The 16,132-nt window shown below is 70.8% G+C and carries 16 protein-coding genes; all 16 read left to right on the forward strand.

What is annotated here, in order from left to right:
* The first annotated feature begins 1 nt into the window (after window position 1).
* Window positions 2-1,090, forward strand: a complete 1,089-nt coding sequence (thrC, locus tag ACIP98_RS19945) for a threonine synthase (protein ID WP_319659971.1) — start codon at window positions 2-4, stop codon at window positions 1,088-1,090.
* Between the two features lie 261 nt (window positions 1,091-1,351).
* Window positions 1,352-2,275 carry a homoserine kinase gene (thrB, locus tag ACIP98_RS19950; protein WP_319659970.1) on the forward strand — a complete coding sequence of 308 codons (924 nt, stop codon included), beginning with the start codon at window positions 1,352-1,354 and terminating at the stop codon, window positions 2,273-2,275.
* A gap of 395 nt (window positions 2,276-2,670) precedes the next feature.
* Entirely contained in the window at window positions 2,671-4,626 is a 1,956-nt protein-coding gene (rho, locus tag ACIP98_RS19955) for a transcription termination factor Rho (RefSeq protein ID WP_319659969.1), read from the forward strand.
* 341 nt (window positions 4,627-4,967) lie between these two features.
* Window positions 4,968-6,095: an LCP family protein gene (locus ACIP98_RS19960; protein ID WP_401977145.1), complete on the forward strand. Its 1,128-nt coding sequence runs from the start codon at window positions 4,968-4,970 to the stop codon at window positions 6,093-6,095.
* A gap of 123 nt (window positions 6,096-6,218) precedes the next feature.
* Entirely contained in the window at window positions 6,219-6,443 is a 225-nt protein-coding gene (rpmE, locus tag ACIP98_RS19965; RefSeq protein WP_319659968.1) for a 50S ribosomal protein L31, read from the forward strand.
* A gap of 114 nt (window positions 6,444-6,557) precedes the next feature.
* Window positions 6,558-7,646, forward strand: coding sequence for a peptide chain release factor 1 (prfA, locus tag ACIP98_RS19970; protein WP_319659967.1), 1,089 nt, complete (start codon window positions 6,558-6,560; stop codon window positions 7,644-7,646).
* Between the two features lie 14 nt (window positions 7,647-7,660).
* Entirely contained in the window at window positions 7,661-8,506 is an 846-nt protein-coding gene (gene prmC, locus ACIP98_RS19975; RefSeq protein WP_319659966.1) for a peptide chain release factor N(5)-glutamine methyltransferase, read from the forward strand.
* A 31-nt stretch (window positions 8,507-8,537) separates the two neighbouring features.
* Window positions 8,538-9,185: an L-threonylcarbamoyladenylate synthase gene (locus ACIP98_RS19980; RefSeq protein ID WP_319659965.1), complete on the forward strand. Its 648-nt coding sequence runs from the start codon at window positions 8,538-8,540 to the stop codon at window positions 9,183-9,185.
* Entirely contained in the window at window positions 9,182-9,805 is a 624-nt protein-coding gene (locus ACIP98_RS19985) for a protein-tyrosine-phosphatase (RefSeq protein WP_319659964.1), read from the forward strand. The genes ACIP98_RS19980 and ACIP98_RS19985 overlap by 4 nt, the downstream gene beginning before the upstream one ends.
* 127 nt (window positions 9,806-9,932) lie before the next feature.
* Entirely contained in the window at window positions 9,933-11,237 is a 1,305-nt protein-coding gene (glyA, locus tag ACIP98_RS19990) for a serine hydroxymethyltransferase (protein ID WP_319659963.1), read from the forward strand.
* A gap of 118 nt (window positions 11,238-11,355) precedes the next feature.
* Window positions 11,356-12,660, forward strand: a complete 1,305-nt coding sequence (locus ACIP98_RS19995; RefSeq protein WP_319659962.1) for an MraY family glycosyltransferase — start codon at window positions 11,356-11,358, stop codon at window positions 12,658-12,660.
* 255 nt (window positions 12,661-12,915) lie between these two features.
* On the forward strand, window positions 12,916-13,326 hold the full coding sequence (locus ACIP98_RS20000; protein ID WP_319659961.1) for a hypothetical protein: 411 nt from the start codon (window positions 12,916-12,918) through the stop codon (window positions 13,324-13,326).
* Window positions 13,327-13,539: 213 nt separating this feature from the next.
* A complete protein-coding gene (gene atpB / locus ACIP98_RS20005) occupies window positions 13,540-14,370 on the forward strand; it encodes a F0F1 ATP synthase subunit A (protein ID WP_319660056.1) in 831 nt (276 codons plus the stop codon).
* A gap of 82 nt (window positions 14,371-14,452) precedes the next feature.
* Window positions 14,453-14,695 (forward strand): ATP synthase F0 subunit C, encoded by a 243-nt coding sequence (atpE, locus tag ACIP98_RS20010; protein ID WP_018563527.1) that lies wholly within the window; start codon window positions 14,453-14,455, stop codon window positions 14,693-14,695.
* Window positions 14,696-14,738: 43 nt separating this feature from the next.
* Window positions 14,739-15,284, forward strand: coding sequence for a F0F1 ATP synthase subunit B (locus ACIP98_RS20015; protein ID WP_319659959.1), 546 nt, complete (start codon window positions 14,739-14,741; stop codon window positions 15,282-15,284).
* Window positions 15,281-16,096 carry a F0F1 ATP synthase subunit delta gene (locus ACIP98_RS20020; RefSeq protein WP_319659958.1) on the forward strand — a complete coding sequence of 272 codons (816 nt, stop codon included), beginning with the start codon at window positions 15,281-15,283 and terminating at the stop codon, window positions 16,094-16,096. The genes ACIP98_RS20015 and ACIP98_RS20020 overlap by 4 nt, the downstream gene beginning before the upstream one ends.
* The last annotated feature ends 36 nt before the right edge of the window (window positions 16,097-16,132 follow it).

The following is a 16,132-nucleotide window of genomic DNA, read 5'->3' on the forward strand; positions in this document are numbered from 1 at the left end:
GATGAACACAGTCTCCGCCGTCCGCGGCCCGGCCACCCACCAGTGGCGCGGCCTCATCGAGGAGTACCGGGAGCGGCTGCCGGTCACCTCGCGGACCCCGGTGGTCACGTTGCTGGAGGGCGGCACACCGCTGGTCCCCGCCCCGGTGCTGTCCGAGCGCACGGGCTGCGACGTGTACCTGAAGGTCGAGGGCGCCAACCCCACCGGTTCCTTCAAGGACCGCGGCATGACGATGGCGATCTCCAAGGCCAAGGAGGAGGGCGCGCAGGCCGTCATCTGCGCCTCCACGGGCAACACCTCCGCCTCGGCGGCCGCCTACGCGGTGCGCGCCGGCATGGTGTGCGCGGTGCTGGTGCCGCAGGGCAAGATCGCGCTCGGCAAGATGGGCCAGGCGCTGGTGCACGGCGCCCGCATCCTGCAGGTGGACGGCAACTTCGACGACTGCCTGGACCTCGCGCGCGGACTGTCGGACAAGTACCCGGTGGCGCTGGTCAATTCGGTGAACCCGGTGCGCATCGAGGGGCAGAAGACCGCCGCGTTCGAGATCGTCGACGCGCTCGGCGACGCCCCCGACATCCATGTGCTGCCGGTCGGCAACGCGGGCAACATCACGGCCTATTGGAAGGGATACCGCGAGTACTCCGCGGACGGCGTCTCCACCCGCAACCCGCGTATGTGGGGCTTCCAGGCGCTGGGCGCGGCCCCGATCGTGCTCGGTCACCCGGTTCTGAAGCCGCAGACCATCGCCACCGCGATCCGGATCGGCAACCCGGCGTCGTGGCGGTACGCGGAGGAGGCGCGGGACGAATCCGGCGGCCTCATCGACTCGGTGACGGATCGTCAGATTCTCTCCGCCTACCGGCTGTTGGCCGCCCAGGAGGGCGTCTTCGTCGAGCCGGCCTCCGCCGCGAGCGTCGCGGGGCTGCTCAAGGCGGCCGAGGAGGGCAAGGTCGACCCGGGCCAGCGCATCGTCTGCACCGTCACCGGCAACGGCCTGAAGGACCCGGGCTGGGCGGTGGAGGGCGCCCCGCAGCCGATCGTCGTCCCCGTCGACGCCGACGCGGCGGCCGACCGGCTCGGGCTGCACTGACACGTCCGGCAGCAGGGGCGCACGGACCCGCTCGCGACACGCATCACGCGCTGTCCGTGCGCCCTATGTCGCGGCAGAACCTTCCTTCGATAGGCTGGCTTCACACCGGCGTCACCGAACGCCGTTCCGGCCCATGCCAATGGCACCGTCCCCCGCGGGGGACGGTCCTGGTACGGTCCCCCAAGTCCCCGCCCCCGTACGGCAACGATGCCCTCGTGCCGCGGGGCGGAACGCACTTGAAGCAAGGAGAGTCATCGAACGATGGCCGGACCCGCCTTCCGCGCCGCCGCCGTCCGAGTGCGCGTCCCCGCGACCAGCGCCAACCTCGGACCGGGCTTCGACGCCTTCGGCCTGGCCCTCGGGCTCTACGACGACGTCGTGGTCCGGGTGGCCGACTCCGGTCTGCACGTCGACATCGCCGGCGAGGGCGCGCAGACGCTCTCCCGCGACGAGAACCACCTGGTCGTACGGTCCCTGCGGACCGCCTTCGACCTGCTGGGCGGCCAGCCGCGCGGCCTGGAGGTCGTCTGCGCCAACCGCATCCCGCACGGCCGCGGCCTCGGCTCCTCCTCCGCCGCCATCTGCGCGGGCATCATGGCCGCCCGCGCAGTGACGATAGGCGGCCAGGACCGGCTCGACGAGGCCGCCGTACTGGAGCTGGCCAACGAGATCGAGGGCCACCCCGACAACGTCGCCGCCTGCCTGCTCGGCGGCTTCACCCTCGCCTGGACCGAGTCCGGCTCCGCGCACGCCGTGCGGATGGACCCGGTCGAGTCGGTCGTCCCGGTGGTCTTCGTGCCGTCGAGGCCGCTGCTGACCGAGACCGCCAGGGGACTGCTGCCGCGCACCGTTCCGCACGTGGACGCCGCGGCCAACGCGGGACGTGCCGCACTGCTCGTCGAGGCCCTGACCAGGCGCCCCGAGCTGCTGCTCCCCGCCACCGAGGACCGGCTGCACCAGGAGTACCGGGCTCCGGCCATGCCCGAGAGCGTGGCCTTGGTGAACCTGCTGCGCGCCGAGGGCGTCCCCGCCGTCATCTCCGGTGCGGGACCGACGGTGCTGGCGCTGGCGGCGGAGGACACCGCCGACAAGGTCTCCCTGCTCGCGGGGGAGGGGTGGGCGGCCAATCGCCTGACCCTCGACGCGGCAGGGGCGAGTGTGCTGCCACTTGCCGTGGGGCAGTGACACGATTGCCGGTCGAAGAGAGGGGGAATGTTTGGTGGATCGGGTAGTGTTAATCTCATTGCTGCACTCGCGGACTCAGGTACTCAACCACTGTTCCTGTTGTCCGGGTGCTCTGTGTCCCGCATCGGGACCGCCATTCTTCCGGGAGCCTCCCACACCGCATAGGCAGCCTGCCTGAGCAGTGCCGAGCACGCTCCGGAGTCGGCGCGGGTGACATTTCACCCGAGAGTGAACTCTCACCTCGCCGGAACTGTGTATTGAACTCGTTCCATCTCATTTCTCCGCCATCAGGCGGACCACCGCCCCGAATCCGGCAGTCATATGGACCGGATCCGGACAGCACAACCGGTCGCCGAGCCAGACAGGCCGACGTCCGCTCCAGGGAAGGACCCTTCGTGAGCGACACCACCGATCTGATGGGCGTACGCGCAGACAGCCCTGTCGCCGCGTCCGATGCTGCCGCGCCTGCCACCGGTGCTGCCACTGCCCCCGCCGCGCGGCGTCGCCGCGCGGGTACCGGTCTGGAGGGCATGGTTCTCGCCGAGCTGCAGCAGCTCGCCTCCGGTCTGGGCATCAAGGGCACCGCGCGGATGCGCAAGAGCCAGCTCATCGAGACCATCAAGGCCGCGCAGTCCGGCGGCGCCAAGGCCACTGCCGGCGAGAGCGCCGAGCCCGCCGCCGACAAGCCGAAGCGCCGCGCCACCTCGCGCACCCGTACGGGTGAATCCGGCGAGGCCCCGGCCGCCACGGGCGCCGAGCAGCAGCCGAAGCAGATCGAGATCCCCGGCCAGCCGGCCGGCGAGAAGGCCGCTCCGGCGGTCAAGGCGGAGCAGTCCGCCGACGGCCGGGGCGAGGGCCGGGCCGACGCCCGGGCCGAGGCCGCGGCCGACACGGCCGAGGGCCGTTCCGGCGGCGACGCCAGGGGCGGCGAGGACCGCCGCGAGAGCCGCCGCGACCGCCAGCGCGACCGTCAGCGCGACCGCCGCAAGGGCGGCGAGGACGGTGGCCCGCAGCGTCAGCAGCAGGGCGGCGGCGGCCAGCAGGGCCAGCAGCAGCACCAGCAGCAGGGGGGCGGCGGCCCGCAGGGCGGACCGCAGGACGACGACGAGTTCGACGGCAGCGGCCGTCGGCGCCGGGGCCGTTACCGCGACCGCCGCGGGCGCGGCAGCAACCGCCGCGAGGACTTCGCGAGCGAGCCGCAGGTCGCCGACGACGACGTCCTGATCCCGGTCGCGGGCATCCTGGACATCCTCGACAACTACGCGTTCATCCGGACCTCCGGCTACCTGCCCGGCCCGAACGACGTGTACGTCTCGCTCGCCCAGGTCCGCAAGAACGGCCTGCGCAAGGGCGACCACGTCACCGGCGCCGTCCGGCAGCCGAAGGACGGCGAGCGCCGCGAGAAGTTCAACGCGCTGGTCCGCCTGGACTCGACCAACGGCATGGCCCCCGACTCCGGCCGCGGGCGGCCGGAGTTCAACAAGCTGACGCCGCTCTACCCCCAGGACCGGCTCCGCCTGGAGACCGACCCGGGCGTGCTGACGACCCGGATCATCGACCTCGTCGCGCCGATCGGCAAGGGCCAGCGCGGTCTGATCGTGGCCCCGCCGAAGACCGGCAAGACCATGATCATGCAGGCGATCGCCAACGCGATCACCCGCAACAACCCCGAGTGCCACCTGATGGTCGTCCTCGTCGACGAGCGTCCGGAAGAGGTCACCGACATGCAGCGGTCGGTGAAGGGCGAGGTCATCTCCTCGACCTTCGACCGTCCCGCCGAGGACCACACCACCGTCGCCGAGCTCGCCATCGAGCGCGCCAAGCGACTGGTGGAGCTGGGCCACGACGTCGTCGTCCTGCTGGACTCCATCACCCGTCTGGGCCGCGCGTACAACCTCGCGGCGCCCGCCTCCGGCCGCATCCTGTCCGGTGGTGTCGACTCGACCGCGCTGTACCCGCCGAAGCGCTTCTTCGGTGCCGCGCGCAACATCGAGGACGGCGGCTCGCTGACCATCCTGGCCACCGCGCTGGTCGAGACCGGCTCGCGCATGGACGAGGTGATCTTCGAGGAGTTCAAGGGCACCGGCAACATGGAGCTCAAGCTCGACCGGAAGCTCGCCGACAAGCGGATCTTCCCGGCGGTCGACGTCGACCCGTCCGGTACCCGCAAGGAGGAGATCCTGCTCGCTCCCGACGAACTGAGCATCGTCTGGAAGCTGCGCCGGGTGCTGCACGCGCTCGACTCGCAGCAGGCGATCGAGCTGCTGCTGGACAAGATGAAGCAGACCAAGTCCAACGCCGAGTTCCTGATGCAGATCGCGAAGACGACCCCGGGCACGAACAACGACTGACGCCCGGACGCAACGAAGGGGCGGGTCCCGGCACTTGGGTGCCGGGACCCGCCCCTTTTCCGGTGGCCGCCGACGAGGCCGCACACGGCGCCCCGGGGCCCCGGCGGGGCCGGCCCGGCCGCCCGGTGGGGGCCGACCGTGTGGCTCTTGGACCACGGGTCCCGGCGCGTCCTGGGACAGGGCGCACCGGGACCCGCTGTCATGGCTGGTGTGCACGATCGCGAGGAACCCCGAGGCGTCCCCGGACGTCTCCCAAGAGGGGACATTTCGTCCCATGCCCGATGACCACGACCACGGGGGGCACCCGAAGCCACGACGAGCCGACGAGAACTGAGGACCTCATGGCCCACGAGGCGGACCACGGACGCAGGACGTCATCGCGGCGGCGCAGAAGCGCCCGCGGCCGCGCCCTGCGCATCACGGCCTGGGGCGTGGCGACCGTCCTGCTGCTCGCCACGGCGGCGGTGGGCTGCCTGTACCTCAAGCTCAACGGGAACATCCGCGGCATCGACATCAACGCCCTGCTGGGCCGGGACCGGCCCCGCGACGTCGACAACGGCTCGATGGACATCCTCGTCCTCGGCTCGGACTCCCGGTCCGGGGCGAACGCGAAGGCCGGCGGCGGCCAGGACGACGGCACGGCCCGTTCCGACACCGCGATGATCGTCCACGTCTACCCCGGCCACCGCAAGGCCTCGGTGGTCAGCATCCCCCGCGACACCCTCGTGGACCGGCCCTCCTGCGCCAAGCCCGGCGGTGGCACCGCGCCCGCCGTGTCGAACGAGATGTTCAACGAGGCGTACGCGGTCGGCGGCCCGGCATGCACGGTCAAGACCGTCGAGACGATGACCGGCATCCGCATGGACCACTACATCGAGATCGACTTCACCGGCTTCCAGCGGCTCATCGACGCCCTCGGCGGGGTCAGCGTCACCACCAGCCGCGCGATCAGCGACAACGAGAGCCATCTGCACCTGCCGGCCGGCACCCACCATCTGAACGGGAAGCAGGCCCTCGGCCTGGTCAGGACCCGGCACGGGGTCGGCGACGGCAGCGACCTGGGCCGGATAAGGCTGCAGCAGGCCTTCCTGAAGGCCCTGGTCGACCGGGTCGACAGCATCGGGGTGCTGGGCTCCCCGGCCCGGCTGTACAAGATCGCCAGCACCGCCACCGGCGCCATCACCACCGACTCCGAGCTGGCCTCGGTCAAGAAGCTGGTCAACCTGGGGGAGAGCCTGAAGGACCTGGGCTCCCGGCACATCTCCATGGTCACCATGCCCGTGCGCTACGACCCCGCCGACCCCAACCGGGTCGTGCCGCTGACCGCCCAGACCGAGCGGGTGTGGGCCGCGCTGCGGGCCGACCGCCCCATCCCGCGCTCGGCCACCAAGGGATCGGCCGGTGACGAGGTGGACACCGGCGGTGTCGTCCGCAGCACCCCGCAGGCCCGGGACGGCGGCGCGGAATAGTTCCGGGCCGTCCCCGGTTTGGGGAGATGCGGCCAGTCCTGGCAGACTGGTACGTCGGCCCCGGTTCACGTGACGCAAGCCCGTGCCACGACCCGGGACCCTCCCGATCACTAGGAGTTTCCCTTGAAGCGCGACATCCACCCGGAGTACGTCGAGACCCAGGTCAGCTGCACCTGTGGCAACTCGTTCACCACTCGTAGCACCGTGGGCGGCGGCGTCATCCGTGCCGACGTCTGCTCTGCGTGCCACCCGTTCTACACGGGCAAGCAGAAGATCCTCGACACCGGTGGCCGCGTGGCCCGCTTCGAGGCCCGCTTCGGCAAGGCGGCCGGGTCCGCCAAGAAGTAGCGACCCGAAAGCGCCGGTCCACGGCTGCCCGGATACCCTCCGGCGGCCGGACCGGCGCTTTGTCGTCCCAGGCTGGTTCACCGGCGTCCACCCATTCGCAGAGCAGGGATCCTGATGTTCGAGGCGGTCGAGGAACTGATCGGCGAGTACGCCGACCTCGAGAAGAAGCTTGCCGACCCCGGGGTCTTCTCGGACCAGGCCAACGCGCGCAGGCTCAACAAGCGCTACGCCGAGCTGACCCCCATCATCGGCACGTACCGGGGCTGGAAGCAGACCGGCGAGGACATCGAGACGGCCCGCGAACTCAGCGCCGACGACCCGGACTTCATCGCCGAGGTCAAGGAGCTGGAGAAGCAGCGCGAGGAGCAGACCGACCGGCTGCGCCTGCTGCTCGTGCCGCGCGACCCCAGTGACGACAAGGACGTGATCCTGGAGGTCAAGGCGGGCGAGGGCGGCGAGGAGTCCGCGCTGTTCGCCGGCGACCTGCTGCGCATGTACCTGCGCTACGCCGAGCGCGTCGGGTGGAAGACCGAGATCATCGACGCCAACGAGTCCGACCTCGGCGGCTACAAGGACGTCCAGGTCGCGGTGAAGACCAAGGGCGGCAACGGCGCCACCGAGCCCGGACAGGGCGTCTGGGCCCGGCTGAAGTACGAGGGCGGGGTGCACCGCGTGCAGCGGGTGCCCGCGACCGAGTCGCAGGGCCGCATCCACACCTCCGCCGCCGGCGTGCTGGTCACCCCGGAGGCCGAGGAGGTCGAGGTCGAGGTCAACGCGGGCGACCTGCGGATCGACGTCTACCGCTCCTCGGGACCCGGCGGCCAGTCGGTCAACACCACCGACTCCGCGGTGCGCATCACGCACCTGCCGACCGGCATCGTCGTCTCCTGCCAGAACGAGAAGAGCCAGCTCCAGAACAAGGAGCAGGCGATGCGCATCCTGCGCTCCCGGCTGCTGGCCGCCGCGCAGGAGGAGGCCGAGCGCGAGGCCTCCGACGCCCGCCGCAGCCAGGTGCGCACGGTCGACCGCAGCGAGCGCATCCGCACCTACAACTTCCCGGAGAACCGCATCTCCGACCACCGCGTCGGGTTCAAGGCGTACAACTTGGACCAGGTCCTCGACGGTGACCTCGACGCGGTCATCCAGGCGTGCGTCGACGCCGACTCGGCTGCCAAGCTGGCCGCCGCGGGCGACGGAAGCTGAACCGGAGGCGACAAGTGAACCTGCTGCTCGCCGAGGTCGCGCAGGCGACCCAGCGGCTGGCCGATGCCGGCGTGCCCTCGCCGCGCTTCGACGCCGAGGAACTGGCGTCGTACGTGCACGGCGTCAAGCGCGGCGCCCTGCACACGGTCGCCGACGGGGACTTCGACGCCCGCTACTGGGAGGCCGTCGCCCGCCGCGAGGCCCGCGAGCCGCTGCAGCACATCACCGGCCGGGCGTTCTTCCGCTACCTGGAACTCCAGGTGGGGCCGGGCGTCTTCGTCCCGCGCCCGGAGACCGAGTCCGTGGTGGGGTGGGCCATAGACGCCGTGCGCGCCATGGACGTCGCCGAGCCGCTCATCGTCGACCTGTGCACCGGATCGGGCGCCATCGCGCTCGCCCTGGCACAGGAGGTGCCGCGCAGCCGGGTGCACGCCGTGGAGCTGTCCGACGAGGCCCTGGTGTGGGCCCGCAAGAACGTCCAGGGCAGCAAGGTCGACCTGCGGCAGGGCAACGCCCTGGATGCCTTCCCCGACCTCAACGGCCAGGTGGACCTGGTGATCTCCAACCCGCCGTACATCCCGCTCACCGAGTGGGAGCACGTGGCGCCCGAGGCCCGTGACCACGATCCGGAGATGGCGTTGTTCTCCGGCGAGGACGGCCTCGACACCATCCGCGGCATCGAGCGCACCGCGCACCGGCTGCTGCGGCCCGGTGGCGTCGTCGTCATCGAGCATGCGGACACCCAGGGCGGCCAGGTGCCCTGGATCTTCACGGAGGAGGCCGGCTGGGCGGATGCCGCCGACCACCCCGACCTGAACAACCGCCCCAGGTTCACCACTGCCCGAAAGGCGACGCCGTGAGCACGGCGCCGCACGTCATGGAGGTCTGCTGATGGCACGGCGTTACGACTGCTCGGACGCGACGGACCGGGTGGCCGGACTGCGCGAGGCCGCGTCCGCCGTTCGTCGCGGCGAGCTCGTGGTGCTGCCCACGGACACCGTCTACGGCATCGGCGCGGACGCCTTCAACGCCGAGGCCGTCGGCGACCTGCTGGAGGCCAAGGGCCGGGGCCGCAACATGCCCTCGCCCGTCCTCGTCGGCTCCCCGAACACCCTGCACGGCCTGGTCACGGACTTCTCCGAGCAGGCATGGGACCTCGTCGACGCGTTCTGGCCCGGCGCGCTGACCCTGGTCACCCGCCACCAGCCGTCCCTGCAGTGGGACCTGGGGGACACCCGTGGCACCGTGGCGGTGCGCATGCCGCTGCACCCCGTCGCGATCGAGCTGCTGAACGTGACCGGCCCGATGGCCGTCTCCAGCGCCAACCTCACCGGACACCCCTCGCCGCAGGACTGCGACGCCGCCCAGGAGATGCTCGGCGACTCCGTGGCCATCTACCTCGACGGCGGGCCCACGCCGGCGGCCGTCCCGTCCTCCATCGTCGACGTCACCGGCAAGGTGCCGGTACTGCTGCGGGCCGGGGCCCTCAGCGCCGAGCAGCTGCGCGAGGTCGTACCCGACCTGGAGGTAGGCAATTGACGCCGCCCATACCCGGGCAGCGCGATGACTACTTCCGCATCCTTCACGTCTGCACCGGCAATGTCTGCCGCTCGCCGATGGCCGAGCGGCTGACCCGCCACGAGCTGACCCTGCGGCTCGGCGACGGGGCCTCCGGGATCATCGTGGAGAGCGCGGGCACCTGGGGCCACGAGGGGGCGCCGATGGAGGCGCACGCGGCCACGGTGCTGGCCGAGTACGCCGCCGACCCGAGCGGTTTCCTCGGGCGGGAACTCCTCGACGACCACGTCATCGACGCGGACCTGGTGCTCACCGCCACCCGCGACCACCGCGCCCAGGTCATCTCGATGGGGCACGCGGCGGGCCTGCGGACGTTCACGCTCAAGGAGTTCACCCGGCTCGTGAAGGCGATAGACCCCACGACGCTGCCGGAGGGCAGCGTGACCGAGCGCGCCCGCTCGCTGGTCCGTGCCGCGGCGGCGCTGCGCGGCTGGCTCCTGGCGCCGACGCCGGACGCGGACGAGGTCTACGACCCGTACGGGGCGCCGCTGACCTTCTTCCGGTCCATCGGCGAGGAGATCCACGGGGCGCTGGACCCGGTGCTGACCGCGCTGACGGGGGTGGCGGCACCCACCCGGTGAGGGTCTGCCGGAAGGTTTCCGCACTTTTCCGCACCCGCCGTCCCCCGGCGGAGCACAAGACGGCGCGAAACGGCCGGAACGGTGCAAGAGTGGCAGGTGAGTCCCTTCCAGCCGCCCGGAGCGCCCCATGCCTACCGCGGAAGCGTCGTCAGCCCACATAGCCGCCACCACCACGCTCCCGGCCGGGGACACCGGCTTCTCCCGGCTGCGCGACCAGGACCCCGAGCTGGCGGACATCCTGCTCGGGGAGACCCAGCGGCAGGCCTCCTGCCTCCAGCTGATCGCGGGGGAGAACTTCACCTCGCCGGCGGTGCTGGCCGCGCTCGGCTCCCCGCTGGCCAACAAGTACGCCGAGGGCTACCCCGGGCACCGCCACCACGCGGGCTGCGAGCTGGTCGACCTCGCCGAGCGGCTGGCCGTCGAAAGGGCCACACGGCTCTTCGGAGCCGCGCACGCGAACGTGCAGCCCTACTCCGGCTCCTCGGCCGTCCTGGCCGCCTACGCGGCCCTCCTGGTCCCCGGAGACACCATCCTGGCGATGTCCCTGGCGCACGGCGGGCACCTCACGCACGGATCGCAGTCCAACTTCTCGGGCCGCTGGTTCCGCTTCGCCGGGTACGGCGTGACCGAGGGCGCCACGTTCGAGGAGGGCGGCCGGATCGACTACGAGCGGCTGCGCGTCCTCGCCCACCAGCACCGCCCCAAGGCGATCGTGTGCGGCGGCATCGCCTACCCGCGCACCATCGACTACGCCGCGTTCCGCGAGATCGCCGACGACGTCGGCGCGTACCTGATCGTGGACGCCGCGCACACGCTGGGCCTGGTGGCCGGCGGCGCCTCGCCCAACCCCGTGCCGTACGCGGACGTGGTGTGCGCGACCACCCACAAGACGCTGCGCGGCCCGCGCGGCGGGTTGATCCTGTGCGGGGCCGACCTCGCCCAGCGGATCGACCGGGCGGTCTTCCCGTTCTCGCAGGGCGGCCCGCACATGCACGCGATCGCGGCCAAGGCGGCGGCCTTCGCGGAGGCGGCGCGGCCTGAGTTCGCGCTCTACGCGCACCAGGTGATCGCCAACGCCCGCGCGCTCGCCGACGCCATGGCAGGCCAGGGCATGCGGATCGCCACCGGCGGCACCGACACCCATCTGATCGCCGCCGACGTGTCGGCCTTCGGCGTCACGGGGATGCGGGCCCGCGGGCTGTGCGCGGGCGCCGGGATCGTGCTGGACAAGTACACGCTGCCCTACGACAAGGAGCCCTGCGCGGCCGGCTCCGGTATCCGCCTCGGCACCGCGGCGGTGACCACGCAGGGCATGGGCGAGCAGCAGATGCCCCAGGTCGCGGACGTGATCGCGCGGGCGCTGCGGGAGGAGCGCGGACTGGCGAACCGGGTCGCGGAGCTGGTGGGCGACTTCCCCCCGTACCCGGTCTGATCGGGGCACGCACGGGCCCCGGCCCCTACCCCGGGGGTGACATGTGCAACCCTGGGTACCCGCTGTGAGTCTCTGTCTGTGTTTACAGTCGGCACCCGGACGCGAATAGGGTGTGCCCGTGCGCGAGTACCTGTTGACCCTGTGCGTGGCCGCTGCCGTCACCTACCTCCTGACGGGGCCGGTGCGGAAGTTCGCCATCGCGGCAGGTGCCATGCCCGAGATCCGCGATCGTGACGTCCACCGAGAACCGACGCCGCGACTCGGCGGCATCGCCATGTTCGGCGGTCTGTGCGCCGGCCTGCTGGTGGCCGCGCACCTGACCAACCTCAAGAGCGTCTTCGAGCTCTCCAACGAGCCACGCGCGCTGCTGTCCGGCGCGGGACTGATCTGGCTGCTGGGCGTGCTCGACGACAAGTGGGGCGTGGACGCGCTGATCAAGCTGGGCGCGCAGATGATCGCGGCCGGCGTCATGGTCCTGCAGGGCCTGACCGTGCTGTGGCTGCCCATCCCGGGCAAGGGCATCGTCGCGCTCAGCCCCGTGCAGTCGACGCTGCTGACCGTGGCCCTGGTGGTGATCACCATCAACGCGGTGAACTTCGTCGACGGCCTGGACGGGCTCGCGTCCGGCATGGTGTGCATCGCCGCCGTCGCGTTCTTCATGTACGCCTACCGGATCTGGTACGGCTACGGCATCGAGGCCGCGGCGCCCGCGACGCTGTTCAGCGCGATCCTGATCGGCATGTGCCTGGGCTTCCTGCCGCACAACCTGCACCCCGCGCGGATCTTCATGGGCGACTCCGGCTCGATGCTGATCGGCCTGGTGCTGGCCTCCGGTGCGATCTCCATCACGGGCCAGACCGACCCCGACGCGATCACCAACCTCACCGGCTCCACCCGGGACACCACGCACTTCATGGTGCCGGTCTACATGCCGCTGCTGCTGCCGCTGACGTTGATCGCGATCCCCGCCGCGGACCTGGTGCTGGCCATCGTGCGCCGCACGTGGAACGGCCAGTCGCCGTTCGCCGCCGACCGCGGGCACCTGCACCACCGGCTGCTGGACATCGGGCACTCGCACAGCCGGGCCGTGCTCATCATGTACTTCTGGTCGGCGCTGATCGCCTTCGGCGCGGTGGCGTTCTCGGTGAACTCCTCCAGCCTGTGGATCGTGCTGGGCATCGTGATGCTGAGCGCGATCGGCCTGATCGCGCTGCTCATGCCCCGCTTCAACCCCAAGGCCCCGCGCTGGGCCGAGTCGTTCGTGCCGCCCCGCTACCGCCGTACCCGGATCGAGGCGCACGCCGCCGCGCACGCCGCCATCGCCGCCGGCGAGGCACCGGGCGTCAACGGGGCCACCGCGCTGAGCGAGATCGACCGGCAGCTGGTGGAGGCCGGCCGCACGGCCGGCAGCGGCAGCCGGTGACCCGATGACGCGATAGCACACAGACGCCCCGGCGTCAGCAGGACGCCGCGGGTTGTACTCCGGCCGTGTGACAGGTCACACACGAACCGGGTAAAGACCTCATCAAATAGTTTGTGATACCGTTCACGAAAGCCCGGAAGCAAGCCGAAAGACCGTAGTGCGATGGTCTTCCGGCGTGAGGCATGTCCCCGCCGCCGGGCTACGCTCGTCCTCGACGACCCCTGTACTCCCAACCTCGCCGGAGGAGCTGCCGCCATGCAGTCCAACGACGCCCGAACGCTCCTGAATTGCGCCGTACCCGCCGTAGCCGCGGGAGTGATCGCGGTCGCTGTCGCCGCCGTGCTCGCCGGCGGCAAGGGTGCGATCGGTGCCGGATTCGGCGCGGTGGTGGTGATCACTTTCATGGGAATCGGTCTGACGGTGCTTCAGCGCACCGCCCGTTCCTACCCCACGCTGTTCCAGGCGATGGGGCTGATGCTCTACACGGTGCAGCTGCTGCTCCTGGCCATCGTGCTGGCGGTGTTCAAGCACACATCGCTGTTCGACACCCAGGTGTTCGCGTTCACCCTGCTCGGCACGACCCTGGTGTGGATCGCCGCCCAGGCCCGTGCGCACATGAAGACCAAGATGCTGTACGTCGAGCCCGGATCCGCCGGAACGTCGTGATGAACCACAGGGCCGGTGCAAGAGGGCTGCCGCTCGTTTGCTATCGTCCGGTCTCAACTGCGGCAGAGCTGGCGCGGGCGGCAGTCATGCCTTCGCAACAGTCGTCCGGCTCAGCGCCCGACCGCCGCCCCCACATCTGCAAGACCAGTCCAGTGCCGTTCCGCGGGCTTACGCCGCGCCGACACAACGAGGTTGCCGTACCCATGCGCCACGCTGAAGGAGCTCGCGGTGAGTGATGTAAAGACGCTCGCCTTCGAGACGAACTGCCACATCTTCGACGGGTGCGGCTTCCCGGCCCCCGGCCTGCACTCCTTCCTCTTCAAGCCGTTGATCGGCGACGGGGACAGCAGCGTCTACTTCAACAAGACGATGCTGCTCGCGCTGCTCGGCAGCATCGTCATCGTCGGCTTCTTCTGGGCCGCCTTCGCCAAGCCGAAGGTCGTCCCCGGCAAGCTGCAGATGGTGGCCGAGGCGGGCTACGACTTCGTGCGCCGCGGCATCGTCTACGAGACGATCGGCAAGCGGGACGGCGAGAAGTACGTGCCGTTCATGGTCTCGCTGTTCTTCTTCGTGTGGATCCTGAACCTGTGGTCGATCATCCCGATCGCGCAGTTCCCGGTCACGGCGATCATCAGCTACCCGGCCGCGCTCGCCGCGGTGGTGTACATCACCTGGATGTCGCTGACCTTCAAGAAGCACGGCTTCGTGGGCGGCTGGAAGAACATCACCGGCTACGACAAGAACCTCGGCCCGGTCCTGCCGATGGTCGTCGGCCTGGAGTTCCTCTCCAACGTGATCGTCCGCCCGTTCACGCACGCGGTGCGACTGTTCGCCAACATGTTCGCCGGGCACGTCCTGCTGCTGCTGTTCACCATCGCCAGCTGGTACCTGCTCAACGGCATCGGCATCGCCTACGCGAGCGTCTCGTTCGTGATGGTCATCGTGATGACGGCCTTCGAGCTGTTCATCCAGGCCGTCCAGGCCTACGTCTTCGTCCTCCTGGCCTGCTCCTACATCCAGGGCGCGCTGGCCGAGCACCACTGAGCACCCGCCTACCGCTCAGTACTCCCCCCGATTGTCCGGTGGCCAACCCCCACCGGTCCGTGAAAGAGAAGGAAGAAACAGCATGTCCGCTGTGAACCTCGCCGCCACTCAGATCCTGGGCAACCTGGGCTCCATCGGCTACGGCCTCGCGGCCATCGGCCCCGGCGTCGGCATCGGCATCATCTTCGGCAACGGCACCCAGGCCCTCGCCCGCCAGCCCGAGGCGGCCGGCCTCATCCGTGCCAACCAGATCCTCGGCTTCGCCTTCTGTGAGGCGCTCGCCCTGATCGGTCTGGTCATGCCGTTCGTCTACCCGACCTCCTGATCCGGGCTGACGAGCCCAACCCCTTTCGACGGAAGGCACTGATGTGAACGCCCTGGCACAGCTGGCGGCCGAGGAGGCGGAGAACCCCCTCATCCCGCCGATCCCAGAGCTCGTCATCGGTCTCATCGCCTTCGCCATCGTCTTCTTCTTCCTCGCCAAGAAGCTCATCCCGAACATCAACAAGGTTCTGGACGAGCGGCGCGAGGCCATCGAGGGCGGCATGGAGAAGGCCGAGGCCACCCAGGCCGAGGCTCAGCGGACCCTCGAGGAGTACAAGCAGTCGCTCGCCGAGGCTCGTCACGAGGCCGCGCGTCTGCGCCAGGAGGCGCAGGAGCAGGGCGCCGCGCTCATCGCCGAGATGCGTGCGGAAGGCCAGCGGCAGCGCGAGGAGATCATCGCCGCGGGGCACGCGCAGATCGAGGCGGACCGCAAGTCCGCCGCGCACGCGCTGCGCCAGGACGTGGGCAGGATCGCCACCGACCTGGCCGGCAAGATCGTCGGTGAGTCCCTGGAGGACACCACCCGGCAGAGCCGTGTGATCGACCGCTTCCTCGACGAGCTCGAGGAGAAGGCCGAGGCCGCGCGATGAACGGAGCGAGCCGCGAGGCACTGGCCGCCGCACGCGAGCGTCTCGACGCGCTGGCGGACAACACGTCCGTCGACGCGGCGAAGCTCGCCGAGGAGCTGGCCGCCGTCACGGGGCTGCTCGACCGCGAGGGCGCCCTGCGCCGGGCGCTGACCGACCCGGCTCAGTCCGGCGAGGCCAAGGCCGGCCTGGCGCAGACGGTGCTCCGCGGTCAGGTCGGCGGGGAGGCCCTCGACCTGGTCTCGGGCATGATCCGCAGCCGGTGGTCGCAGTCGCGGGATCTCACCGACGCGCTGGAGGAACTCTCCTTCAGTGCCGACCTGATCGCCGCGGAGCGCTCCGGCCACCTCGACGACGTCGAGGACGAGCTGTTCCGCTTCGGCCGGATCGTCTCCGGCAGCAGCGATCTGCGGGCGGCGCTGACCGACCGCGCCGCGGGCGCCCAGGCCAAGGCCGGGCTGCTCCGTTCGCTGCTGGGAGGCCGGGCCAACCCGGTCACCGAGCGGCTCGTGGTCCGTCTTGTGACCCACCCGCGAGGCCGTAGCCTGGAGGCAGGGCTCGACGCCCTGTCCAAGCTGGCGGCGGCGCGCCGGGGCCGTACGGTCGCGGTCGTCGTCTCGGCGGTACCGCTGAGCGACCGGCAGAAGCAGCGCCTCGGCGCCGCGCTGGCCACGATCTACGGCCGGCAGGTGCACCTGAACCTCGACGTGGACCCCGAGGTCCTCGGCGGAATCCAGGTGCGGGTGGGCGACGAGGCCATCAACGGGACCATCGCGGAGCGCCTCGAAGAGGCGGCCCGGCGGATGGCCGGCTGAACCAGCCACCAACTCAAAGAGCAGTACCAGCGGCCC

It is taken from the genome of Streptomyces sp. NPDC088354, from assembly GCF_044753585.1.
In the GTDB taxonomy this organism is placed as follows: Bacteria; Actinomycetota; Actinomycetes; order Streptomycetales; family Streptomycetaceae; genus Actinacidiphila.

What these genes read in the sequence shown, in the direction of transcription:
- atpE (WP_018563527.1), top strand. Translation starts at nt 14,453, where the DNA reads ATGTCCGCTGTGAACCTCGCCGCCACTCAGATCCTGGGCAACCTGGGC.
- ACIP98_RS20000 (WP_319659961.1), top strand. Translation starts at nt 12,916, where the DNA reads ATGCAGTCCAACGACGCCCGAACGCTCCTGAATTGCGCCGTACCCGCC.
- ACIP98_RS20020 (WP_319659958.1), top strand. Translation starts at nt 15,281, where the DNA reads ATGAACGGAGCGAGCCGCGAGGCACTGGCCGCCGCACGCGAGCGTCTC.
- thrB (WP_319659970.1), top strand. Translation starts at nt 1,352, where the DNA reads ATGGCCGGACCCGCCTTCCGCGCCGCCGCCGTCCGAGTGCGCGTCCCC.
- thrC (WP_319659971.1), top strand. Translation starts at nt 2, where the DNA reads ATGAACACAGTCTCCGCCGTCCGCGGCCCGGCCACCCACCAGTGGCGC.
- glyA (WP_319659963.1), top strand. Translation starts at nt 9,933, where the DNA reads ATGCCTACCGCGGAAGCGTCGTCAGCCCACATAGCCGCCACCACCACG.
- ACIP98_RS19960 (WP_401977145.1), top strand. Translation starts at nt 4,968, where the DNA reads ATGGCCCACGAGGCGGACCACGGACGCAGGACGTCATCGCGGCGGCGC.
- ACIP98_RS19980 (WP_319659965.1), top strand. Translation starts at nt 8,538, where the DNA reads ATGGCACGGCGTTACGACTGCTCGGACGCGACGGACCGGGTGGCCGGA.
- prfA (WP_319659967.1), top strand. Translation starts at nt 6,558, where the DNA reads ATGTTCGAGGCGGTCGAGGAACTGATCGGCGAGTACGCCGACCTCGAG.